A 24621-nucleotide genomic window follows, 5' to 3' on the forward strand; every position below is an offset into this window, starting at 1 on the left:
TTCGCCATCGGGTGCTAATTAGGGTCCTGTCCGAATACATATAGAGCAGGTAGTTTGTCCGGCATCGCGTACAACCTGTTGATTAGCATAGCCGGTGTAGTAGGTGTGACGTTTTACAGAGGAAATACAGACTGGGAGGGAATTTTGAAGCATGGAACATACCAAGTGGCACCAACTAAGCGTTGAAGAGCTTCGTAACACTCTTGGCGTCAGTCTTGAGGAAGGATTAACCGAAGAGACTGCAACAGAGAAGAGGAAGGTCGCCGGTTCGAATGAGCTGAGCGAAGGAAAGCGCATATCTCCAATCACATTATTGCTGAATCAATTTAAGGATTTCATGGTTCTGGTATTGATGGGGGCCACATTGGTGTCCGGATTGCTTGGAGAATACTTGGATGCTGTAACGATTATTGCCATCATCGTCCTGAATGCCATTCTTGGTTTTGTACAGGAATTCCGGGCGGAGCGCTCCCTTCGTGCATTGAAACAATTGTCGGCACCACTGGCCAAAGTGCTCAGGTCAGGTCAGGAATTACATCTGGCAGCCAAACTTCTGGTACCAGGGGATATTGTGCTTGTGGAGAGCGGTGATCGCATACCTGCCGATGTGCGCTGGCTATCCACGAACAGCCTCGATGTGGAGGAATCTGCACTTACTGGGGAATCGGTTCCTGTAAGCAAACATTGCCTTCCCATAGCTGCAGATGACGTACCGCTCGGAGATCAGAAGAACATTGGATTCATGGGAACGATGATCACTCGCGGTACCGCCAAGGGCGTTGTGATCCGGACAGGCATGGATACCGAGATGGGCAAAATCGCCGATCTGATCCAGAATACGGAGGAACAGGAAACACCGCTGCAACACAGGCTGGAACAGCTGGGGAAAATACTGATTTTTGTGGCGCTCGGATTAACCGTCATGGTTGTTGTTGCAGGTATTCTGCATGGACAACCTGCAGTAGGCATGTTTCTGGCAGGGGTCAGCCTTGCAGTGGCCGCTATACCCGAAGGGTTGCCAGCGATTGTAACGATTGCGTTAGCCCTTGGCGTACAGCGTATGATCAAGCGAAAAGCGATTGTGCGCAAGCTTCCGTCCGTCGAAACCCTTGGTTGTGCCTCGGTCATCTGTTCGGATAAAACAGGTACGTTGACCCAGAACAAGATGACGGTTACGGACGTGTGGCTGGAGGGACGCAGCATTAAGGTCACCGGGGATGGTTACGCACCGGAAGGGCAGATGCTGGAGAATGGTCGTACCTTGGAGTTGAAGAGTGATCAGACATTGCGAAGAATGCTCCAGATCAGTGCGCTATGCAATAATGCCAGTATTATCGAGAATGTTGGGGATGACACGCCGAATAAAAAGAAAGTTAAAGAGACCAAAAAGGATAGTAGGAAAGAAGCGAAGAAAGGTACTAAGAAAGATCATGTTAATGAAACAGTCAAGGAAAACAGTGTGGTATGGGAGCTGAAAGGCGACCCTACGGAAGGGGCGCTCGTAACACTGGCTTCCAAAATGGGGCTTACCCCGGCTGGTCTCAAAGAGTTATATGCACGCGAGCAGGAATTCCCGTTTGACTCTGATCGGAAGCGGATGTCCGTGCTGGTTCATCATCAGGGTGGACGCATGATATACACCAAGGGTGCACCGGATGTACTGATTGGGCAATGCAGCTACATTTTGTGGGAAGGCAATGTTGTACCTTTCACAGGAACGCTGCGGCAGAAAGTCATGGCGGCGAACGAGAATATGGCGGGTTCTGCACTGCGGGTTCTCGGGATGGCTTATCGCGATGTGCGGCCGGGTGAAAAAGTGGAGAATGAACATGCTGCTGAGAGCCAACTCGTTTTTGTCGGGCTTGCAGGCATGATTGATCCACCGCGGCGTGAGGCAAGGGATGCAATTGCGACTTGTCGCAGAGCAGGCATACGTACCGTTATGATTACCGGCGATCATGGCACGACAGCAGAGGCTATCGCCCAGCAGTTGGGTATCCTTCCACGGGGTGGGGCTTCACTTAGCGGCCAGCAATTGGCGGGCATGACGGATGAGCAACTGGATAAACAGGTGGAGGGCATTTACGTGTTCTCACGAGTATCGCCTGAGCACAAATTGCGGATTGTAAAATCATTACAGCGCAAAGGACATGTCGTAGCGATGACTGGAGATGGCGTGAACGACGCACCAGCCATTAAAGCAGCAGACATCGGTATTGCGATGGGAATTACAGGCACGGATGTGACAAAGGAAGCATCGGCGTTAATTCTGAGTGACGATAATTTCTCTACTATAGTAGCTGCAATTGAAGAAGGACGTAATATTTATGAGAACATTCGTAAGTTTATCCGGTATTTGCTGGCATCCAATGTTGGCGAGATTTTAACGATGTTTTTTGCAATGATGATGGGATTGCCTTTGCCACTCGTGCCGATCCAGATTCTGTGGGTCAACCTGGTGACGGATGGATTGCCAGCCATGGCGCTCGGTGTGGATCAGCCGGAAAAAGATCTGATGGAACACAAGCCGCGTGGCGCCAAGGAAAATATTTTTGCCAGACGACTTGGATGGAAAATCGTCAGTCGGGGTGTATTGATCGGACTTTGCACACTCGGGGCGTTCTGGCTTACCCTACAGGCCGCGCCAGATCAAGCTGGTCAGCTCATTAAAGCTCAATCTGTGGCCTTTGCTACTCTCGTTTTGGCACAGCTTATTCATGTATTTGACTGCCGTAGTTCCCGCTCCATTTTCCACCGCAATCCATTGCAGAACAAGTATCTGGTATTTGCAGTCATTTCATCCATCGTGCTGATGCTGGCGGTTATGTATGTAGAGCCGTTGCAGCCTATCTTCAAAACAGTACCTCTGGGTATGCGTGAATGGGCGATTTCTATCGTTGCCGCAGGTATTCCAACCTTCCTCATGGGAGTGGGCAGTGTGTGGGGAGGTCGTCGCAACCGTCGCCGCATGGGCCCTGGGCGTTTCGTACCGAAAAGTACAAAGTTTTCGGCATAAAATCAATAGCAATTGCTTATCGTTTTCGTTATGCTATCCTCAACATGATTCGAGGCGAAATTTCCTCGGCATTTTGCAGGATAGCTTTTTTTATTGGGAATGTTGGATATGAATATCCGGGGTATCCTGTAGAGAAGCAAGAATAACGCTTTGGCAGCAGACTGCCAAAAGGAGTGGGCAAGGTTATGGAATTTACAAAAATGCATGGACTCGGCAATGATTTTATTGTTGTATTTGGAGAACAACAGCTTCCGGCTGATGCAGCAGAATTGGCTGTAAAATGGTGCAACCGTTTCTTCGGCATCGGCGCGGATGGCCTGGTTTATATACTGCCTTCAGAGAAGGCTGATTTTCAGATGCGCATCATGAACTCGGACGGTTCGGAAGCAGAGCAATGTGGCAATGCCATACGCTGTGTATCCAAATATGTATATGATCATGGTCATGTGACTCAAGAACAGATTACGATTGAAACCATCGGTGCGGGTGTACAGCCCGTAAGCTTGAACATTCGTGATGGTAAAGTGCAAACCGTTCGTGTGGATATGGGAGAGCCTATCCTGAATGGACTTCAGGTTCCAACGACCGTCGATGCCAATCCGGTGGTGGATCATTCCATCGAAGCCAATGGACAGGAGTTCAAATTTACGGCAGTCTCCATGGGTAATCCTCATGCAGTCATCTATGTGGATGATGCTGTGAATTTTGATCTATCGACATGGGGGCCACTACTTGAGGTTCATCCCATGTTCCCGAAAAAAATCAATGTAGAGTTCGCAACGGTTCGCGATCGCGGATATGTGGATATGCGTGTATGGGAACGCGGTGCTGGACCAACACTGGCCTGTGGAACCGGAGCTTGCGCAACGCTGGTGTCATCCGTGCTGAACGGACATACGGATCGCACAGCGGTGATCAGCCTCAAGGGTGGCGATCTTCATATTGAGTGGAACGAAGCAGACAATCACGTCTACATGACTGGACCTGCTGAAGTTGTTTTCAAGGGAGTCACTTCGTAAAGAACACGTTTCAATGAGGAGGCCTTAGGGCCTCTTTTTTTACAGTTATATGAATTCCTACTTGTCCAGAGGGTTATGGAAACTGAATTTCACGAAAAACCTGTGTTTTTCTTCGTTTTCAGATGTTTTTTGTGTTACATTAGTATGAAATGATCAGTCAGGCGGGGGGAAAAGGGATGAAGGCGGATTTACGCAGTGTAATGCAGGAACGGGTCCTCATAGGGGATGGGGCGATGGGAACTTTCCTGTATCAGATGGGATTCCCGGTAGGGATTTCTTATGAAGAGCTGAACTTGATATCACCTGAAGTGGTGGCAGATGTGCATCGTCGTTACCGCGATGCAGGTACGGAAATTCATGAAACCAATACGTACTCTGCCAATTACGATAAGCTGTCCAAGTTTGGTCTGGAGTCCAAGGTCGAGGATGTCAACCGTGCCGGTGTGCGTATCGCCAAAGAAGTAGCTGGCGCAAACGGTTATGTTCTGGGCGCGGTTGGCTCCATTCGTGGAGGAAAGCGGACGAACGTATCAACAAGTGAATTGAAGCGTTTCTATCAGCAACAGATTTTTGCACTGCTCGAAGAAGGAGTGGACGGCATTCTGCTCGAAACCTTCTATGATATCGAGGAAATGGATATCGCCCTTCTACAGGCGCGCAAGCTGAGTGATCTCCCGGTAATTGGACAGTTCGCTGTTGAGGATGTAGGGCACACACTGGATGGATATACGATGCCTGAAGCTTTCCGAATCATGCGTGAGCAAGGGGCTGACGTCATTGGTTTCAACTGCCGTTCCGGTCCAAACGGAATTATGCGGGCGATGGAAACCGTATCAGGTCGTATCGGTGTTCCAATGTCTGTTTACCCGAATGCGGGTGCAGCGGATTACGTCGATGGTCAGTTCCGATATGGAGCGTCCCCGGAATACTTCGGACAGACCGCAGTGCAATTCGCTGATCTGGGCGCACGTATCATCGGAGGCTGCTGTGGTACGACACCTGACCATATCGCGGCAATTGCTCAGGCTCTTGTTGAATACACACCTGCTCCCATCCTGGAACCTGATCCTTCCGAGTCAAAACCGCGTATTATCCTGCATGAGAATGTAGATGAACGGTCTGGACGGGGTGGGCAGCCTACGATTGTGGATCTGGTCAAACAACGCCATACGGTCATCGTCGAACTTGACCCACCGCGTGATCTCGACATTGCAAAGTTTATGAAAGGCGCCGAGACACTGAAAGCGGCTGGTGCAGATGCGTTAACATTGGCTGATAACTCCCTAGCAGTTACCCGGATGAGTAACATGGCTCTCGGCCATCTTGTTCAGGACCGTACAGGATTGCGCCCACTGGTGCATATTGCATGTCGTGACCGGAATCTGATCGGGACACAATCGCACATGATGGGATTTGATGCTCTAGGCATTAATCATGTACTCGCTGTAACAGGTGACCCTGCACGATTTGGAGACTTGCCCGGATCAAGCTCGGTATACGATCTGACTTCTTTTGAAATTATACGTATGATCAAACAGTTGAACGACGGCGTGTCCTTCTCCGGTAAACCGCTCAAACAGAAGGCAGGCTTTGTTATCGGTGCCGCTTTTAACCCGAATGTGAAACATCTGGATAAGGCTGTGCAGCGGCTTGAGAAAAAGATTGCTTCCGGAGCCGATTATATTATGACGCAGCCGATATACGATCCTGAACTAATCGTAGCCATGCATGAAGCGACCAAGCATCTGGATGTGCCGATCTTTGTAGGGGTAATGCCGTTAGCCAGCGGCCGAAATGCAGAATATCTGCATAATGAGGTTCCGGGTATTCAGCTGTCGGATGAAGTGCGTTCCCGGATGGCTGGTCTCGAAGGCGAAGAAGGTCGAGCAATGGGTGTGAAGATCGCCAAGGAGCTTCTGGATGTAGCAACAGAACATTTCAAAGGAATCTATTTAATGACTCCATTTATGTTCTATAGTATGACGGCCGAACTGACCCAATATGTGTGGGAGAAGTCGGAGCATCAATGTCCTACTTGTTTCAACCCTAATAATCAATTACAATAGTGTAACGGATGTGATGCCGATGTCATTCAGTATGACCGGATACGGTCAATCCGCCTTTCATTTTGGAGGCTATAAGGTACAATTGGAAATCAAGTCTGTCAATCATCGTTATTGTGAAGTGATGATGCGTCTCCCGAGAGAGTGGACGTGTTATGAAGACGGATTGAGGAAAAAGGTACAGAGCCGCTTAAAGCGTGGGCGGATTGATGTTTATGTGATGAAAGAAAAAGATGAAGACCAGGCTCTTCCCGCTGTTCTGAATGAGCAGGCGGTCAGGGCCTATCTTCAGGCCGCAGAGCAATTGGAGAGCCGCTATGGTATGCAGGGCAAACCTAGCATTATGGATATGCTGGCACTTCCAGAGGTCATGGTTCATTCGGATGGGACGAGTTCGCTTCCGGAAGAGCAGAAGGACGAATGGGAGCGTGTCCTGCAGCAGGGGTTGGAAGAGGCTTTATCCGGTCTGGAGCAGATGCGCGCCCGCGAGGGTCTTCATTTGGCCAGTGATCTGGAACGACGTGTTAGTCGTCTGGAATCACTGCATACCGAGATGCTTGCTCTTGCGCCGACTGTGGTGAGTGATCATCGCAACAAGTTAAGACAAAGGCTTACGGAAATGCAGGAAGAAGGCTCTTTCCCTTTTGACGAGCATAAATTAGGTATGGAAATTGCTATGTTTGCCGATCGTTCTAACATAGAGGAAGAGCTTACGCGTCTACAGAGTCACTTTGGACAGAGCAGGGAACTGCTGAAAAGTGATGAGCCAGTAGGCCGCAAGTTAGACTTTCTTATTCAGGAGATGAATAGGGAAGTCAATACGATTGGATCAAAAGCCAACCATTTGGCTCTGGTGAACCGTGTTGTCGAGATGAAGGCGGAACTGGAGAAAATTCGTGAGCAAGCGGCGAATATCGAATGAACGGTCATATTTCGGCAAAAGAGTCGCATGTATAGGGGGAAGAACCTGATTATGGCAATCAAACTCATTAACATTGGATTCGGTAACATCGTATCGGCGAACCGGATTATATCCATCGTGAGTCCGGAATCGGCGCCGATCAAGAGAATTATACAAGAGGCAAGAGACCGTCATATGCTGATAGACGCAACATACGGAAGACGTACTCGTGCCGTTATTATTACGGATAGCGATCATGTCATTCTGTCTGCGGTACAGCCAGAAACGGTCGCCCATCGTCTTTCTTCGAAAGATGATGACAACGACGAATAAAATGGAGTGTAATATGTCTAAGGGATTACTGGTAGTGTTGTCCGGCCCATCTGGGGTCGGGAAGGGTACAGTATGCAGCGCTTTGCGCAAACGGGTGCCGGAATTGATTTATTCTGTCTCGGCAACGACTCGTCAGCCACGTCTGGGTGAGGAACATGGCGTCAATTATTTCTTCAGAAGCCATGAAGAGTTCCTGAACATGATTGCTGAAGATCAATTGTTGGAACACGCAGAATATGTAGGAAACTATTACGGAACACCGCGTGATTTTGTGGAGAAAACGATTAACGAAGGCCGGGACATCATTCTTGAGATTGAAGTTCAAGGCGCGTTGAAAGTGAAAGAAAAGTTCCCGGAAGGGATCTTTGTATTTCTGTTGCCTCCTTCATTGGACGAGCTTAAAGATCGCATTCAGGGCCGTGGTACGGAAAGTCAGGCGACGATTGATCATCGGATGTCCGTCGCGGTAGATGAGATCAGTCTGCTGGAGCAGTACGATTACGCTGTCGTTAATGATGAAATTGATTTGGCGTGTAAACGAATAGAAAGCATCATTATCGCCGAACATTGTAAGATCAATAAATAATCCATTTACCGCCGCGAAATGCGATAATCAGTGGAGCTGCTGTCATAGGATATATAGGTAGAGCAGCTCCAGTCTGGTTAGCGTATCCAGCGGTGCACCATAAATCCGTCAGGCGGCGAATTGTGATTATACTAATGCAAAGAGGTGTTTTGTAAATATGCTGTATCCTTCTATTGATGAAATGATGAACAAAGTCGACAGCAAGTATTCCCTTGTTGTGGCCGCTTCCCGCCGGGCAAGACAGCTTCGTGAAGGTGAGAAAACGGATTTGAGAAATGCCAGATCCCATAAACAGGTTGGCGTTGCACTTGAAGAAATTTATGGTGATCTGCTCGTTGTCATCAAAGGACAGGACGAAGAGGAAGAAGAGTAAGCCGCCTGCGGCTGCTCTTCAACTGCATACGGCGCAAGCCGGATTTATTTGACAACCGCGAGGTTGTTATTTTTTTCTCTATTCATCCTTATAAAGGTTGTATATATCGGGGGGATAACCATGTTGAACGGTAAAAAAATCGTGCTTGGTGTGACTGGCGGCATAGCCGCATACAAGGCGGCTACATTATGCAGCAGGCTGGTGCAAAAAGGAGCGGACGTTCATGTCATTATGACGAATTCCGCCAAACAGTTTATTACCGAATTAACGCTGCAAACCTTGACCCGAAATGTAGTATATAGTGATACATTTGATGAGCGGGAGCCTTCGGTCGTCTCGCATATTCATCTGGCTGATCTGGCCGATCTTGTGTTGGTTGCTCCGGCAACAGCCAATGTGATTGCCAAAATGGCACATGGGATGGCAGATGATATGCTCTCAACAACCTTGCTTGCAACCACTGCTCCGGTGATGATTGCGCCAGCGATGAATGTACATATGTATGATCATCCGGCGGTACAGCATAATATGTGTCTGTTAACCGAGCGTGGAACCATGATGATTGAACCGGGTGAAGGTCAGCTGGCGTGCGGGTATGTGGGCAAAGGGCGTTTGGAAGAGCCAGAGACAATTGTCGATGTGGTGGAACGTTTTTTTGAACAGCAGGAGTCTGTCAAACGGGAACGCAATGAACAGCTTTCTTTGTTGAGTGGAAAGAAGGTTGTGGTCACTGCAGGAGGAACCATTGAACGCATTGATCCGGTGAGATATATTACCAATGATTCTTCAGGCAAAATGGGTTTTGCCATTGCAGCGGCAGCGCGTGATCTGGGGGCAGATGTAACTTTAGTTATGGGAAATACCCAGGTTCAGCCACCAGCCAATGTACATGTGATCCCGGTACAGTCTGCGCAGGATATGTATGATGCGGTAGTAAGCCAATGGGATAATGCAGATATCGTGGTTAAGGCCGCAGCTGTTGCGGATTATCGCCCCAAGGAAGTGTACACAGAGAAAATCAAGAAGAAAGGCGATACATTATCGCTTGAACTTATTAAAAATATAGATATTCTTGAAACGCTGGGCAAGCAGAAGAGCCATCAATTTTTGATTGGTTTTGCTGCGGAGACCAATTCATTAGAAATGTATGCACGTGAGAAACTGGAACGGAAAAACTGTGATCTGATCGTAGCCAATGATGTCACCCAGGCGGGTGCCGGATTTGGAACAGATACCAACGCGGTGCACATCTATGACCGTGAAGGTTTGGTGGAGGAGCTCCAGGTGGTGGCCAAGGAAGAGGTGGCCCGCAGGTTGCTTTCGATTGCGGCGGAGCGCATTGCCGGGAGGAATTAATATGGAGATCGCCAAGGTTATTGTCGATGTTCCTGTGAAGGAAACAGACCGGCCGTTTGATTATCTGGTGCCGGAATCCATGCGTGAATGGATTGAGATTGGCAGCAGGGTAGGTGTACCTTTTGGTCATCGGACGGTGCAGGGTTTCGTGATTGATCTGGTGCCGCGCACGGGTACGGAGACTTTCAAACTCAAACCGATTCAGGAATTGCTGGATATCGTTCCACCGTTGTCAGAAGATTTGGTTGAATTGGCCGAATGGATGAGTGAACGTTATGCCAGCAACCGCATTTTGTCTTTGCAGGTGATGGTACCGACTGCGCTGAAAGGGAAAGCAGAGCGGTATATTTCCCTTGGAGATGCGTTGGATGGACAAATGGCAGGTTCGGCGTCAGGTGAAGAAGTTCTTTTTGTGTGGGGCGAAGAATCGACTTCAGAAAAAGTACAGCAAGATATTATTCGGTTTGTGAAGAGTCGTGGGCAGGTTCCGCTCCAGCAACTGAGTCGTAAATACCCCAATCATGCTGCGCTGATCAAGAAGTTGTTGCTCAGTGGTGTCCTGCTGGAAAGTCAGGCGATTAAGGACAAGCTCAATAAAAAAACGATGAAATCCATTGATCTTGCTGTGGATGTGGCGGCTGCGGAAGAGGCATTGAATTCATTCCCTGCAAAGGCACAACGGCAAAAGGAAGTTTTGGCTTTCTTGCTGGAAATGAAAGAACTGTTGCCGATGGCGATGAAAGAATTGCTGTCCGCACTTCAGGTATCAGCGGCTACAGTCAAAGGTCTGGAGGAGAAAGGGCTGGTTGTAACGGAGGACGTCGAAGTCTTTCGTGACCCTTATCAGGGACGCAAGTTCCGTGCGACCGAGCCACTGAATCTGACCGACGAGCAGCAGCATGTTTATAACCATATTAATGGTCGATTGCAGGAAAGGCGCCACGGCGTCTTTTTGCTTCATGGTGTAACAGGCAGTGGCAAAACGGAAGTATACCTCCAGACCATTCAGCGCTGTATTGAACAGGATCGACAGGCCATTGTGCTTGTACCCGAGATTGCACTGACACCGCAGATGGTTGAGCGTTTTAAAGGACGTTTTGGTGATCAGGTTGCCGTGATGCACAGTCGGTTGTCTGGTGGAGAGCGTTATGATGAGTGGCGCAAAATTCGGGAAGGTCAGGTGAAGGTTGCCATTGGCGCCCGTTCAGCTGTCTTTGCTCCGTTCAGTCGTCTTGGTCTGATCATTATGGACGAGGAGCACGAGACTTCATATAAACAGGAAGAAACCCCGAAATATCATGCCCGTGATGTTGCGGTAAAAAGAGCACAGCAGCATCAGGCGGTCGTTGTCCTGGGTTCAGCGACACCTTCGCTGGAAAGTTACTATGCTGCCCGTTCACAGAGCAATGATGATTTTGCACCACTTTTGTTGGAGATGCCTACCCGCGCACTTGGTAATAAGCTGCCGGAGGTACGGATTGTTGATATGCGCGAAGAGTTGAAGGACGGCAATCGCTCGATGTTCAGCCGCGCCTTGCACAAAGGATTGGAAGAGCGGTTGGAGCGTGGGGAACAGACCGTGCTTCTGCTGAATCGACGTGGCTATTCCACCTTTGTGATGTGCCGCAGTTGTGGATACGTTGCAGGCTGTCCCGAGTGTGATATTTCATTAACTTATCATCAGCGCTCCAATAATCTTCGTTGTCACTATTGTGGATATGCGGAAGCGGCGCCAGAAGTGTGCCCGGATTGCGGCAGCGAGCATATTCGATATTTCGGTACAGGTACGCAGCGGGTAGAGGAAGAATTGGCGAAGCTGTTCCCGGGTATTCGCGTCATTCGGATGGACGTGGATACAACGAGCGAAAAAGGGTCGCATGAGAAATTGTTGAAGCAGTTTCGCGAGAAAAAGGCAGACGTATTACTGGGTACCCAAATGGTTGCCAAAGGGCTTGATTTTCCTGATGTCACCCTGGTTGGTGTCATCACAGCAGACTCGGCGCTCAATTTGCCTGATTTCCGGGCTGCCGAAAAAACATTTCAACTGCTCACCCAGGTGGCGGGCCGTGCAGGTCGACATCAACTTCCGGGCGAGGTGTTTGTCCAGTCCTATACACCAGAGCACTATTCGATTGGGCATGCGAGCCAGCATGACTATGTTTCGTTTGTCCGTGAGGAATTATTGCATCGGCGCAATTTGCAGTATCCGCCTTACTGTCGCCTGATTTTGGTGACCTTCTCACATGAGCAGCTTCCGGTACTGATCCGGCTGGCGGAGAACTACACACGAATACTGAAAGAAAAGGCAAATGCTGTTGGCTGGTTAGGCAGTTTGGATCGTTTCAGCAATGATGCCTTTGACGTGCTTGGGCCGGTAGCATCACCGATTCCTCGGATCAAGAATAGATACAGATTCCAATGTATGATAAAATGGCGGGGGGATGTCGACGCCATTGGACTGGCGCTCGCGACGGCCCGGCGCATGGACGACGATGTTCAGGCGCAGAAGCTGCAAATTAGTCTGGATGTAGACCCGCAAATGTTAATGTGAGCATTTGTAGTAAAATGCGGATGTAAACAAGCGGTATAAACATAGATTAAAACAACATGAATGATGGCTCGATCTTAAAATCAGTTTTTGATACCTGCTACATAGCAGAAAATCAGTACTTATTTTTGAAATGAGCCTGATGTCCTGAAATTATGATGAGGATTAGGAAGGTGCTTACAACATGTCGATTCGTATTATCGTGAAAGAACCGGATGAGGTACTACACAAAAGAGCTAAAGAAGTAACTAAAGTTACACCTAATGTACAGAAACTGCTGGATGATATGGCAGATACGATGTATGACGCAGAAGGCGTAGGTCTGGCTGCACCACAGGTTGGTATTTTGAAACGGCTTATTGTGATCGATTGCGGAGATGAGCAGGGCCTGATCAAGATGATCAATCCGGAGATTATTGCAAGTGAGGGAGAGCAATTTGGACCCGAAGGCTGCTTGAGTATCCCTGGCATTAATGGTGATGTGCGTCGTTTTGAGACGGTTACAGTCAAAGGGCTGGACCGCGAAGGCAAGGAACTGATTATTACGGGCAGCGGGCTGTTGTCACGCGCATTCCAGCATGAGATTGACCATTTGGATGGCGTGCTCTTTACGGATATTGCTGAAAAAGTGTACGAAATTGCAGCCGATCAAACCGGGCCGCGTCGTAACTAAGGAGTGATCGACTTGAATATTGTTTTTATGGGAACGCCTGAATTTGCAGTTCCGTCTCTCGATATGCTTATTGCCGAGGGATATAACGTGGTTGGGGTAGTGACACAGCCGGATAAACCACAGGGACGTAAAAAGGTGCTTACACCAACACCAGTCAAGGCTGCGGCAGAACGCCACGGCCTGCCTGTATTTCAACCAGTGAAACTGCGTGCTCCAGAAGCGGTGGCCCGATTGGCTGAATGGAAACCGGATCTGATTGTGACTGCGGCTTTTGGGCAGATTCTGCCCAAAGCTGTGCTCGATATGCCCGTTCGTGGTTGTGTGAACGTGCATGGCTCTCTTTTGCCAAAATATCGCGGTGGTGCCCCGATTCAACGTTCCATTATTAATGGAGAGCCGGTGACGGGAGTTACACTGATGTTTATGGCGGAAGGCCTGGATACGGGAGATATGATCTCACGTGTGGAAGTGGAGATTACGGATGAAGATACATCAGGGTCCATGTTTGTAAAGCTCAGCGAAGCGGGCTCCAAATTGCTTCAGGAAGAAATGCCGCGGCTGGTTGCAGGCGAAACAACGGCTGTCCCACAGGATGAAGCTGAGGCCTCGTATGCACGTAATCTGACTCGGGATGACGAGAAGATGGACTGGAATCGGACGTCGCGTGAACTGTTCAATCAGATTCGTGGTCTTGTGCCGTTCTCGGGTGCATTCACAATGTGGGATGAGCAGGTCTTCAAGGTCTGGGCAGCAGCAAATCCGAAGCAGACAGATGTACTCTCGTCTTCGGATGCTGGACAAGCTGAGCCGGGAACGGTGCTACAATTGGGCAAGAACGGCATTGAAGTTCGCACAGGTGATGGCTCTCTCTGGCTTACTGAGGTTCAGCCAGCAGGCAAAAAAGTAATGCAAGTTGCTGACTTTGCCCGTGGTGGTACCCTGAAACCAGGAACGGTGCTGCAATGAGCGGAAATACACCTGGCCGTCCATCAGGAAATGGTCAACAAGTCGCAGGGAATGCGTCCGGGCGCGGCGGAAATCAACGTCGTCCGAACCATGGAAAATCGGGTCGTGCAGGACATTCATCTGCATCCCCATCTTCAGCCAATGGTGCCTCACGCTCGGAGCGGCCCAAAACATCTGCTCGTGCACTCGCCGTTAAGGTACTCAGCGCCGTTGAGCAAGAAGGGGCATACAGCAATCTTGAGCTGAACCGGCGTCTGAAAGAGGCCGATCTAAGTCCGGCAGATGCTGGACTGGCTACAGAGTTGGTCTATGGTACGATCGCAAGACGGAATACCCTTGATTATTTTCTGGAACGCTATGTAGCCAAAGGTGTATCCAAGCTGCAACCGTGGGTGCGCAGCCTGCTGCGCATCAGCGTGTACCAGATGTTATATCTGGACCGTATTCCGGAACACGCGGTGGTGAGTGAAGCTGTCAATTTGGCTAAGAAATTGGGCCATCAGGGCATCTCCGGTATGGTGAATGGCGTTCTGCGGAACATGATTCGCAATCGTGATGAGCTGCGTATTCCCGAACATCTGCCTGCTGCTGAACGTATCTCACTGGAGCATTCTCATCCGCTGTGGATGGTCGAACGCTGGATCAGCCAGTATGGCGAAGAGACAGCGGAAGCGATCTGTCGTGCAAATAATGAACCGCCTGCGGTTAGTGTTCGTGTGAACACGACAATGACTACACGTGAGAAACTGATGCAAGAGATGGTGAGCACGGGTGCGATCGTGGAACCTTCCCGACTTAGTCCGGACGGTATTCTCGTTCGCAGTGGTGGCAACATGGCTCTTACGTCCTGGTATCGGGATGGCTTGCTGTCCGTTCAGGATGAAAGTTCCATGCTTGTAGCCGAGGCAGTTGGGCCTGAAGAAGGTCAGACTGTACTGGACTGTTGTGCAGCTCCCGGCGGAAAGACAGCCCATATGGCTGAGAAAATGCAGGACCGTGGACGGATTGTGGCCAATGATGTACATGCTCACAAACGTCAGTTGATCATGGATCAGGCAGATCGTCTGGGACTCAGCTGCATTGATGCTGTGACAGGTGATGCGCTTGATCTGGATGCGCGTTATCCGGAGGCATCCTTTGACCGTATTCTGCTGGATGCGCCATGTTCCGGTCTGGGTGTTATTCGCCGCAAGCCGGATGTCAAATGGACCAAAACTGTGGAAGATATCCACGATATCTCCAATCTGCAACGTGAACTGCTGGAGCGGGTTGCACCGCTATTAAAGCCGGGCGGTATTCTGGTGTATAGTACGTGTACAATCGAGCCTGCGGAGAACGAGCATAGAGTCGCTGACTTCTTGGACCGGCATCCGGAATACAAGGCGGCTGAAGAGTCTGCCTGGTCTGGTCTGGAAACAGCCGAGTGGAAGGTTGTGAACGGTGGTGTGCAGATCCTGCCACAGTACGCTCACAGTGACGGATTTTTCATTGCCAGGTTGACAAGGATAGCGGATTAACAGTTTAATAGAGCACTGAAGGATAGCCGCCGAGGGGAACTTCGGCGGATTTCTTTGTGATTAGCCTCAAGGCTTAACATCAGTAAAAAGTGATGATAGGGTGCGACGCAGCCATTGAGGTGTTATAATGCATGAAGTAAAGGCATCAAGGGTATACATGGATGTAAAGTGGTCTTTGTGATAGAATAGGACGAATGGAAAGAAAAGATGGAAGACGATTAAAAGAAAAGAAGGAATAGGTGTTGACAACAAAATGAAACCTTTTATATATGATTATTCCCTAGAGGAGCTGCAACAGTGGGCTGTTGAGAACGGGGAACCGGCTTTTCGCGGTGGTCAGATCTTTGACTGGATTTATGTGAAACGTGTGAATGATTTCAGTGAAATGACGAACCTGTCCAAAGCGCTGCGTGAAAAGCTGACTGAACAATTTGAATTTGTTACACTTACTGAAATTACGAAGTTTGAATCCAAGGATGGAACGGTGAAATTCCTGTTCGGTCTGCACGATGATCATGCGATCGAAACAGTTATTATGAAGCATAACTATGGTAACAGCATCTGTGTAACAACACAGGTTGGCTGCCGGATTGGCTGCACGTTCTGTGCATCCACGCTGGGTGGACTCAAACGTAACCTTACAGCTGGCGAAATTGTCGCTCAAGTTGTGCAAGCCCAGAAAATTCTGGATGAACGCGGTGAGCGGGTCAGCAGCATCGTAATCATGGGTTCAGGTGAGCCTTTTGAGAACTATGAAGCAACAATGACGTTCCTGCGGATCATGATTCACGAAAAAGGGCTGAATATCGGTCAGCGCCATATTACGGTGTCCACAAGTGGAATTGTACCGAACATTTACAAGTTTGCAGATGAAGATACACAGATTAACCTGGCGATTTCCATCCATGCGCCAAATGATGCATTGCGTTCCAAATTGATGCCGGTAAACCGCCGTTTTCCTTTTGACGATGTGATGGAGTCGTTGCGTTATTACTTAGCAAAAACGGGTCGCAGAATTACGTTTGAGTACGCACTTATCGGTGGTGTGAATGATCAGCCGGAACATGCGGCAGAACTGGCAGGCGTGCTGAAGAACATGCTGTGCCACGTGAACCTGATTCCGGTCAACCATGTACCTGAACGCAAGTACGTAAGAACATCCAGAAGCGACATTTTCAATTTTCAGAAGATTCTTTCGGAGCAGGGTGTTAATGTAACCATTCGTCGTGAACAGGGACATGATATTGCTGCCGCTTGCGGTCAGCTTCGTGCAAAGCATATGGAGTTGAGGTGAGAACGTTTTGATCAAAACAGTTCATGTGAGCCATATCGGACGGGTGCGTTCGGTGAATGAAGATTCAGCCTGGATTCGAAATCTTGATACAGGTTATATTCTGGGTATTGTTGCCGATGGTATGGGCGGACATCTTGCAGGAGATACAGCGAGCCGCCTGGCGGTAGAGACGTTGGTGCAGGATCTGGGAACGCTTGAGCCGGGTCTTTCATATGCGTCTTTGTCAGCCGCACTCAGCGATGCTATTTTGCATGCCAACGAAGTGATCTTCCGCACGGCCTCCTCGGATGATAATTACCACAACATGGGGACCACCGTGGTTGCGGCATTATTGAACGATACGGAAGGCGTTATTGGTCATATCGGTGACAGCAGAGCATACAAAATTGCAAACCAACATGTCATCCAGTTGACCGAGGACCATACGCTGGTTAATGAATTGTTCAAAAATGGTCAGATCAGCAAAGAAGATGTCTCCCATCATCCGCGTCGCAATGTGCTGACACGTGCACTTGGGACAGACGCTGAAGTGAAGGTGGATCTGGATACCGTCAAGCTGGAAGAAGGCGAAGTTCTTCTCCTGTGCAGTGACGGGCTTAGTAATCTGGTCAGCAATGAGCAGATCATTCAGGTCGCAGGTAATCAGGAACTGGCATTGGAAGATCGGGCGGATCGCTTGCTTCAGCTGGCTTTGCTTGCTGGAGGAGATGACAATATCACGGTGGCATTATTCGAACTGCAAAAGGAAGGTTCCGTGACATCGGAAACGGGGTGTGAGTCATGATTGGGCACCAGCTAGGCGGACGCTATGAAGTGATCGAGCGTGTCGGCGGTGGCGGCATGGCTCTTGTGTACAAGGCCCAGGATCTGTTGCTCAACCGGAACGTTGCCATCAAAGTGTTAAGGCAGCAATTTGTGCATGACGAAGAGTTTATTCGCCGTTTCCGCAGGGAAGCACAGTCCGCAGCATCTCTGTCCCATCCCAACGTGGTCAGTATCTACGATGTGGGGCAGGAAGATGACGTTCATTATATTGTTATGGAGTATGTTGAAGGTAAAAACCTGAATGAAATTATTAAAGAGCGTGCACCTCTGCAGGTGGACGAAGCGGTTCGGATTGCCTCTCAGATTGCAGATGCTCTTGATCATGCACATCATAATCAGATCATTCATCGGGATATCAAACCGCATAATATATTGATTGGTCGTAATGGCCGTGTGAAAGTAACGGATTTCGGGATTGCCCGTGCGGTTACATCCACAACGATTACACAGACCGGATCGGTGGTCGGTTCGGTACATTACTTCTCACCTGAGCATGCCAAAGGCATTGTGACTGGCGAGAAGTCGGACTTATATTCTCTTGGTATTGTACTCTATCAAATGCTGACTGGGCAGCTTCCGTTCCTGGGAGAGAGTCCGATTAGCGTTGCTTTGAAGCATTTGCAGGAAGAGTTTGATGAACCGCGCAAATTTAATCCGCTTATCCCGCAAAGCGTAGAGAACGTTATTCTGAAATCCATGCGCAAAAATCCGCAGGAGCGTTACCAATCCGCTAAAGAAATGCAAACGGATCTGGAAACCTGCCTGATGCCGGAAAGACGTAATGAAACGAAGATTGATTTTCCAGATGAGGATGATATCGATCAGACCCGCGTTATGCCGGCGATTAAGCCGGAGCCGCGTGGAGTTACATCCACAGGTGCTATACCCGTGATGGAGTCTGACCAAGACAACAACAAGGGCAAACCCAAAACAAAGAACTGGAAGAAGCCAGCGCTGCTGATCTCGTTGACCGTGCTTATTCTGATTGCCATGGTTGGTGTTGTATGGTACGTGAAAGGCATGCTTGTTGTGCCTGATGTGACTGTACCCAATGTTGTAAGTCAGACCGAAGAAAAGGCACGTCAAATGCTGCAGGACAGCGGGCTTGTGGTCAGTGATAATGTCATCCGGGAGTACAAGGAAGGCGTTGATCCGGGTATTGTGTTCGATCAGAGCAGGAATGAAGGCGATATCGTCAAAGAAGGCTCTGAGGTCCAGCTGAGTGTTGGCGCGGAAAAAGCACTGTCCAATATGATTGATCTCAAAGACAAATCTTATGATGAGGCGGTCAAACAACTTACTGCATTAGGCATTAAAGAGGATCAGATTCAGCGTAAGGAAGAGTTCTCGAATGATAAGTCATCGGGTACTGTTCTGTCCCAAACTCCTGGGGTGAATGAAGAATACGATCCGGCAGAAGTTCAGATTGTTCTGACCGTGAGCAAAGGCTCCGAAACAATAAAAATGCCTGACTTGAAAAACCGTACTCGAAGTGAGGCGGAGAGTATGCTCAAATCCGCGGGGTTAGTCCTTGCTCAGGTTCAGGAAGAGTCGAGCTACACCGTAGATAAAGGCAAAGTGACACAGCAATGGCCTGTGGAAGCCGGTGCAGACGTGAATCCTGGTGACAAAATTACCATTTTCATTAGTACTGGATATCCGCCAGAGGCATTGAGCTACGCCTATAACATTAACGTTTCGCCAAAAGAAGTAGGAAAGAGCAGCAAAATTCGAATTACTTTCGAAGATGCTCGTGGCAAAAGTCAGGAATGGGGAACCCGGACAATCAAGTCTGCCCAAACGCTGACCATTCCGCTTATTCTGGCTCCAAACGTCGATGGTGTTGTCTCTGTCTATCGGGATGGCCAATTCCTGGATACGTATCTGGTGTCCTACAGCGATGCCAAAAACGGAACGGTAGTTGTGCCTACCATTGAGCCCGAGAAAGGTGCAGAGCCGCCTCCAACAACGGAGGAGCCTGAACAAGGCGGTGGTGGTGATGAAGGCACCGTGGATACGAATCAGGAAGGTGAACCGGATACACCTGTTGAGGGTGAAGGGGAAAATGGCGAGGCAGATACTTCTGCGATGAAGAACGGAAATGGTCTCGCCAAGGGAAAAGATAAGAAAAAGGAAGTCGTTAACGCATCAAGCCGTCCATAAGGGCGGCTTATTGCCGACGTTCAGGGTAAATGTACTGTAAATTAAAGGAGGGCGACGGAGCTATGCCAGAAGGTATCATCGTTAAAGCGCTAAGCGGTTACTATTATGTCATGCCACTGGAAGACAGCGGGGTGCCTTCGGTTGAAGGCTCCGCCGTTCAATGCCGGGCCAGAGGCATTTTCAGAAAACGGGGTACCTCACCGCTTGTGGGTGACCGAGTCGGCTATATGCTGACAGAGAACGGGGAAGGAACCGTAGATGAGATTCGCAAACGTGAGACGGAGTTAATTCGTCCACCTGTTGCCAATGTAAGTCTGGCTGTTCTGTTATTTTCCGTTAAAGAACCGGACATGAATCTCAATCTGCTGGATAAATTCCTCGTACATATCGAACAAGCTGGACTGGATGCACTGATTGTGCTCACCAAACAGGACCTAGCTGATCCAGAAAACGATGCACGTGATACAGTGGCTGAAGTAAAAGCTATGTACGAGCAAATTGGATATGAAGTTATCTCTACCAGTTCACGAACCGGTGAAGGCAATGAACTGCTCAAGGAGCGTCTTGCCGGCAAGATTAGCGTATTCTCCGGGCAATCCGGTGTAGGTAAATCTTCGATGCTGAATGCCTTGATGCCAGGTCTGACCCTGGAGACCAGTGCAATCAGCATGCGCCTTGGCCGAGGGAAACACACCACCAGGCACGTGGAGCTCATACCGCTGGATAATGGTGGCTTTGTCGCCGATACGCCGGGATTCAGCCAACTGGACTTCCTGGAGATTGGTGTGGAGGAGTTATCCACTTGTTTCCGGGAGTTCGCTCAATATGCGGATCAGTGTAAGTTCCGAGGCTGTACCCATACGCACGAACCAGGTTGCCGGGTGCTTGCAGCCAAGGCGGAGGGAATGATCTCCGAAAGCCGTTATCAGCATTACGAACAATTCCTTACAGAAATGAAAGACAAAAAGCGGAGGTATTAATATGATTAAAATTGCCCCATCTATTTTATCTGCGGATTTTGCCCGTCTCGGCGCGGAAGTGGCGGAAGCCCAAGCTGCTGGCGGAGACTGGATTCATGTTGATGTCATGGACGGTCATTTCGTCCCTAATATTACGCTTGGACCTGCGATTGTAAAAGCGATCGCTCCACATACAAGTTTACCTCTTGATGTTCATTTGATGATTGAGAACCCAGAGCGTTATGTGGAGGAATTTGCGAAAGCTGGCGCGGCTGTAATTACGGTTCATGCCGAGGCTTGTGTGCATTTGCACCGGGTTATTCATCTAATCAAGGAACAGGGAGTTAAGGCAGGGGTTGCTCTTAATCCGGGAACTCCGGCTAGTGCAATTCAGGAAGTGCTGGACGATGTGGATATGGTGCTTGTCATGACCGTAAATCCCGGTTTTGGTGGACAGGCTTTCATCTCTGGCACGATGAATAAAATCAAGCAAATTCGTAGCTGGCTGAACGAAAAAGGACGTCATGACGTGCATATTGAAGTGGATGGCGGTATTGCTGCCGACACGGCTCCGCTTGTGGTTGAAGCTGGAGCGGATGTGCTCGTAGCAGGAAGTGCTGTATTTGGACGTGAAGATCGCGCTGCCGCGATTGCCGAAATTCGCAGTAGTTACGGAGGCTGAGCATGAACCTCAAGGAGACGCTGTGGACCATGGCTGCGAGTCTTGTTACGGGACTGGTGCTTGCTATGTTTGCGGTCATTCAATCCCCATACAATGCGATTACGTCATTGATCGGGGTTGGTGTTGTCATTATGTACTTCCGTAAATTTGACCGTACAGGACTTCGGGTTACTTTTGTGATATTCAGCATACTGTATTACTTATTGAGTGTATTCATGATCGCTGCCTATCAATATATCCCTACCCAAACCTAAATGACCTGATAACCAGGCTCGTCATTGTGGAATAGGGACAGAGTGTTCCGCATAAATATGGTTACATGAGCAGGTTTCTCATGTAGCCTTTTTTGTCGTGTTTAAGGCAAGGAAGGCCTGGAGCATAGGATACGGCGGATGCATGAGCATGATGGGGAGGGTGAAGTATGAAATTTTACACATTCAAACTGCCGAAGTTTTTGGGAGGGTTTGTAAAGGCGATTCTTAATACGTTTCAAAAGAACTGACATGATTAAAAAGGTTCCATTGGCGAATACCGCCGCTATGGCTTCAGGATCATCTGGAATTCGGACCTGCGAAGCGCCATGCGGCGGCCATTCACATGCTGATGTGTGTATTCATGATTTTATTTCTGAATACCAAAAAAGCACCTGCAAGGAACAAGGTGCTTTTTGCTTACCCGATTTATAGTAGCTTTGCGTGATTATACGCGAGTCACTTTACCGGCTTTCAGTGCACGGGTGCTTACGTATACACGTTTTGGTTTACCGTTCACGAGAATGCGGACCTTCTGAACGTTTACGCCCCAAGAACGACGGTTACGGTTGTTAGCGTGGGATACGTGGTTACCGGTGCCCGGTTTCTTACCTGTCACATAACATTTGCGAGACATAGATTACACCTCCTATCCTAAAATAACCAGTTGCCCTAAGGAGACACGAATGCCATTCCAGACGGGCTAAATTGTTCTTCCTGACCGCAATGGTCAGGTTCCAGTAGCTAATGGCGTTGTTCAAGCCGGCATAGCCGGATCATTTCCATTACTAAACCTGCATAAAACAATACTTGAATATAATATCATATTGAAAAAAGCTTCGTCAACTGATCCAAAAACTTTATTTATTTCTCCTGTCTAATATAGTACAATGTTGATTAGTCCATAATACAGCGGTGAACAGGCTGTTGCCGCGGGGAAGCCGGAGAAAAAACTGGCCTTAGAGGTCGGTGGTCTGCTTTTTTGGCAACGCTGTGAGCTGCGGCATTTCATCATTGGCACCAGTCTCCATGCGGCATTCATGCCGGCTCTTGATACCGGTGCATATCCGTATGCCCCGAATTAGGGGTTACAGAGCAATTGCAGGATATCGGTTGCCCGGCCGCCCAGACCGTTAATCCGGCTGACATGTTGTATGATATGCCTGTGCCGGACAAGGTATGGACGAAGAATAACGCGATAAGCGTTTGCGCATGAACAGACCAGGTAACATCTTGGTGCAAGATGTTCGTGTATCAAGCTAGGAAGGGGAATTCTCACTTGAGTATACGTTCTTTAAATGGAACAGATTTCACCGCAATGGTACTCGCCGGAGCGGAACAACTTGGACAGCATGCAGAGCACGTCAATTCCCTGAATGTTTTCCCTGTGCCGGATGGCGACACGGGAACGAACATGAATTTGACAATGAGTGCAGGAGTCGCAGAGATTAAACGCAAGAGTTCTGCCTCCATCGGAGAAGCTGCCGGTATTTTATCAAAAGGCCTGCTTATGGGCGCACGGGGGAATTCCGGAGTCATCTTATCGCAATTGTTCCGCGGATTCAGTCGTTCAGCTGCTCCTTACGAGGAATTGAATACACTCCAGTTCGCCGCAGCCCTGCAGAACGGTGTGGACGCAGCTTATAAAGCCGTAGTGAAACCCGTTGAAGGGACCATTCTTACCGTAGCCAAGGAAGCGGCGAAACATGCCAACTACTACGCAAGACGGACGAATGATATTACTGAATTAATGAATGAAGTTTTGTTAAAAGCAAAAGAAGCACTGGCAATGACTCCGGAATTGCTGCCTGTATTGAAACAGGTCGGTGTTGTGGATTCAGGCGGTCAGGGGCTTGTATATATTTACGAAGGCTTTATGGACGTTCTGTTGCAAACGGACGGGGTAAGTCGTACATCCTTCCAGAAAGACGTACAACCAACCGTAGCGGCCTCTGCATTGAAACCGGCTGCACCGTCAGAAGTGGTTTCTGCGAAGCCTGCACAGCAGGTCATCGTGCCGGAGATGCCAATGTCTGCCCAGGCGAGACTGGAAACGGAAGATATTGAGTTCCTGTATGATATGGAGTTCTTTATTAACCGCGAGCTTGGAGAGAACGCAGGCGTTGCATTTGATGACGAAGCATTCCGGAAAGCGTTGTCAGTTAACGGGGATTCCATCATTATCATTGCTGACGATGAAGTGATTAAGGTTCACGTGCATTCCAAGACACCTGGGGATGTATTAAACCTGGCTCTCCGTTATGGAGAAATCACACAAATTCACATTCTCAATATGCGTGAGCAGCATCGTGATCTGCTGACTGCAGGCATGGACATTGCGCCTTCGCCTGAGCTGTTCGCAGAGATTCCGCCTGAAGCGGCGCGTAGTGTGGAAAAAGCCGTGCTCCCAGCAGATGAGATGGCACCATATGGTTTTATCGCGGTATCTTCCGGTGACGGCATTGCAGAGATTTTCCAGAGTCTTGGCGTGGATGTTGTTCTGTCTGGTGGACAGACGATGAATCCGAGCACGGAAGATTTTGTGAAAGCGGTGCGTTCGATCGCGGCAGAACAGGTATTTATTTTGCCAAACAACTCCAATATTGTACTTGCTGCGCAGCAGGCTCGGGAACTGCTTGAAGATGAGCGTCGAATTTTTGTGATTCCGAGCAAGACAATTCCTCAGGGCATGGCAGCGGCTTTTGCTTTCCAAGAGGATGAGTCTGCCGAAACTAACCGTGACCATATGCTTGAGGCGATTAGCCGGGTACAGTCCGGTCAAGTGACTCATGCGGTCAGAGATACACAATATGATGAGCTTGATATCAAAGCGGGACACTACATCGGTATCCACAATTCCAAGATCGTGGCAACGGACGAAAGCATGCTGAACGCATGTGAAGGTCTGCTGCAACAGATGATGGAGAGCGGAGATGAAGTGGTGACCATCCTTGAAGGGGACGAGGCTACCCCTGAGATTACCACTGCGCTTGTCGCATGGCTTGAAGAACAATATCCTGATGCTGAGGTAGAGGTGCATCTTGGAGGACAGCCGGTTTATTATTATTTGTTCTCTGTAGAGTCCTGAAGCACTTA

The 24621-nt window shown here is 49.1% G+C and carries 21 protein-coding genes; 20 read left to right on the forward strand and 1 reads right to left on the reverse strand.

Annotation, left to right across the window (positions count from 1 at the left end; genetic code table 11):
• The first annotated feature begins 151 nt into the window (after positions 1-151).
• From BMW94_RS11580 to spoVM, 19 genes are all read left to right on the forward strand, one after another.
• Entirely contained in the window at positions 152-3016 is a 2865-nt protein-coding gene (locus BMW94_RS11580; protein WP_090998418.1) for a calcium-translocating P-type ATPase, SERCA-type, read from the forward strand.
• A 185-nt stretch (positions 3017-3201) separates the two neighbouring features.
• Positions 3202-4035, forward strand: coding sequence for a diaminopimelate epimerase (dapF, locus tag BMW94_RS11585; RefSeq protein WP_064636605.1), 834 nt, complete (start codon positions 3202-3204; stop codon positions 4033-4035).
• Between the two features lie 176 nt (positions 4036-4211).
• A complete protein-coding gene (locus tag BMW94_RS11590; protein WP_090998420.1) occupies positions 4212-6101 on the forward strand; it encodes a bifunctional homocysteine S-methyltransferase/methylenetetrahydrofolate reductase in 1890 nt (629 codons plus the stop codon).
• Between the two features lie 19 nt (positions 6102-6120).
• Complete coding sequence (locus BMW94_RS11595; RefSeq protein WP_090998422.1) at positions 6121-7020, forward strand: YicC/YloC family endoribonuclease; 900 nt, start codon at positions 6121-6123, stop codon at positions 7018-7020.
• Between the two features lie 51 nt (positions 7021-7071).
• Complete coding sequence (remA, locus tag BMW94_RS11600) at positions 7072-7332, forward strand: extracellular matrix/biofilm regulator RemA (RefSeq protein WP_006209218.1); 261 nt, start codon at positions 7072-7074, stop codon at positions 7330-7332.
• Positions 7333-7345: 13 nt separating this feature from the next.
• Positions 7346-7918, forward strand: coding sequence for a guanylate kinase (gene gmk, locus BMW94_RS11605; RefSeq protein WP_024631121.1), 573 nt, complete (start codon positions 7346-7348; stop codon positions 7916-7918).
• Between the two features lie 157 nt (positions 7919-8075).
• Complete coding sequence (rpoZ, locus tag BMW94_RS11610; RefSeq protein WP_024631120.1) at positions 8076-8291, forward strand: DNA-directed RNA polymerase subunit omega; 216 nt, start codon at positions 8076-8078, stop codon at positions 8289-8291.
• A gap of 120 nt (positions 8292-8411) precedes the next feature.
• Positions 8412-9647 carry a bifunctional phosphopantothenoylcysteine decarboxylase/phosphopantothenate--cysteine ligase CoaBC gene (gene coaBC, locus BMW94_RS11615; RefSeq protein ID WP_090998423.1) on the forward strand — a complete coding sequence of 412 codons (1236 nt, stop codon included), beginning with the start codon at positions 8412-8414 and terminating at the stop codon, positions 9645-9647.
• 1 nt (position 9648) lies between these two features.
• On the forward strand, positions 9649-12198 hold the full coding sequence (gene priA, locus BMW94_RS11620) for a primosomal protein N' (RefSeq protein WP_090998425.1): 2550 nt from the start codon (positions 9649-9651) through the stop codon (positions 12196-12198).
• A gap of 181 nt (positions 12199-12379) precedes the next feature.
• Positions 12380-12868 (forward strand): peptide deformylase, encoded by a 489-nt coding sequence (gene def, locus BMW94_RS11625; RefSeq protein WP_090901049.1) that lies wholly within the window; start codon positions 12380-12382, stop codon positions 12866-12868.
• Positions 12869-12880: 12 nt separating this feature from the next.
• Complete coding sequence (gene fmt, locus BMW94_RS11630; protein WP_090998429.1) at positions 12881-13834, forward strand: methionyl-tRNA formyltransferase; 954 nt, start codon at positions 12881-12883, stop codon at positions 13832-13834.
• Complete coding sequence (gene rsmB / locus BMW94_RS11635; protein WP_090998431.1) at positions 13831-15351, forward strand: 16S rRNA (cytosine(967)-C(5))-methyltransferase RsmB; 1521 nt, start codon at positions 13831-13833, stop codon at positions 15349-15351. The genes fmt and rsmB overlap by 4 nt, the downstream gene beginning before the upstream one ends.
• Before the next feature lie 253 nt (positions 15352-15604).
• A complete protein-coding gene (gene rlmN / locus BMW94_RS11640) occupies positions 15605-16645 on the forward strand; it encodes a dual-specificity RNA methyltransferase RlmN (protein WP_090998433.1) in 1041 nt (346 codons plus the stop codon).
• Positions 16646-16652: 7 nt separating this feature from the next.
• Positions 16653-17429, forward strand: a complete 777-nt coding sequence (locus BMW94_RS11645; protein ID WP_090998435.1) for a Stp1/IreP family PP2C-type Ser/Thr phosphatase — start codon at positions 16653-16655, stop codon at positions 17427-17429.
• A complete protein-coding gene (gene pknB, locus BMW94_RS11650) occupies positions 17426-19633 on the forward strand; it encodes a Stk1 family PASTA domain-containing Ser/Thr kinase (RefSeq protein WP_090998437.1) in 2208 nt (735 codons plus the stop codon). The genes BMW94_RS11645 and pknB overlap by 4 nt, the downstream gene beginning before the upstream one ends.
• A 62-nt stretch (positions 19634-19695) precedes the next feature.
• Positions 19696-20613, forward strand: coding sequence for a ribosome small subunit-dependent GTPase A (rsgA, locus tag BMW94_RS11655; RefSeq protein ID WP_090998440.1), 918 nt, complete (start codon positions 19696-19698; stop codon positions 20611-20613).
• A 1-nt stretch (position 20614) separates the two neighbouring features.
• Positions 20615-21274, forward strand: coding sequence for a ribulose-phosphate 3-epimerase (gene rpe, locus BMW94_RS11660; protein WP_053784310.1), 660 nt, complete (start codon positions 20615-20617; stop codon positions 21272-21274).
• Between the two features lie 2 nt (positions 21275-21276).
• Positions 21277-21528 carry a hypothetical protein gene (locus BMW94_RS11665; protein ID WP_063565607.1) on the forward strand — a complete coding sequence of 84 codons (252 nt, stop codon included), beginning with the start codon at positions 21277-21279 and terminating at the stop codon, positions 21526-21528.
• 167 nt (positions 21529-21695) lie between these two features.
• Positions 21696-21776 (forward strand): stage V sporulation protein SpoVM, encoded by an 81-nt coding sequence (spoVM, locus tag BMW94_RS11670; RefSeq protein WP_019424875.1) that lies wholly within the window; start codon positions 21696-21698, stop codon positions 21774-21776.
• 197 nt (positions 21777-21973) lie between these two features.
• Here spoVM and rpmB read toward each other — a convergent pair whose 3' ends face one another.
• Positions 21974-22162 (reverse strand): 50S ribosomal protein L28, encoded by a 189-nt coding sequence (gene rpmB, locus BMW94_RS11675; RefSeq protein ID WP_024631107.1) that lies wholly within the window; start codon positions 22160-22162, stop codon positions 21974-21976.
• Between the two features lie 642 nt (positions 22163-22804).
• Between rpmB and BMW94_RS11680 the strand changes: the two genes are divergently transcribed.
• Positions 22805-24613, forward strand: coding sequence for a DAK2 domain-containing protein (locus tag BMW94_RS11680; RefSeq protein ID WP_090998442.1), 1809 nt, complete (start codon positions 22805-22807; stop codon positions 24611-24613).
• Positions 24614-24621 lie beyond the last annotated feature (8 nt).

It is taken from the genome of Paenibacillus sp. OK003, assembly GCF_900109515.1.
In the GTDB taxonomy this organism is placed as follows: Bacteria; Bacillota; Bacilli; order Paenibacillales; family Paenibacillaceae; genus Paenibacillus; species Paenibacillus marchantiae.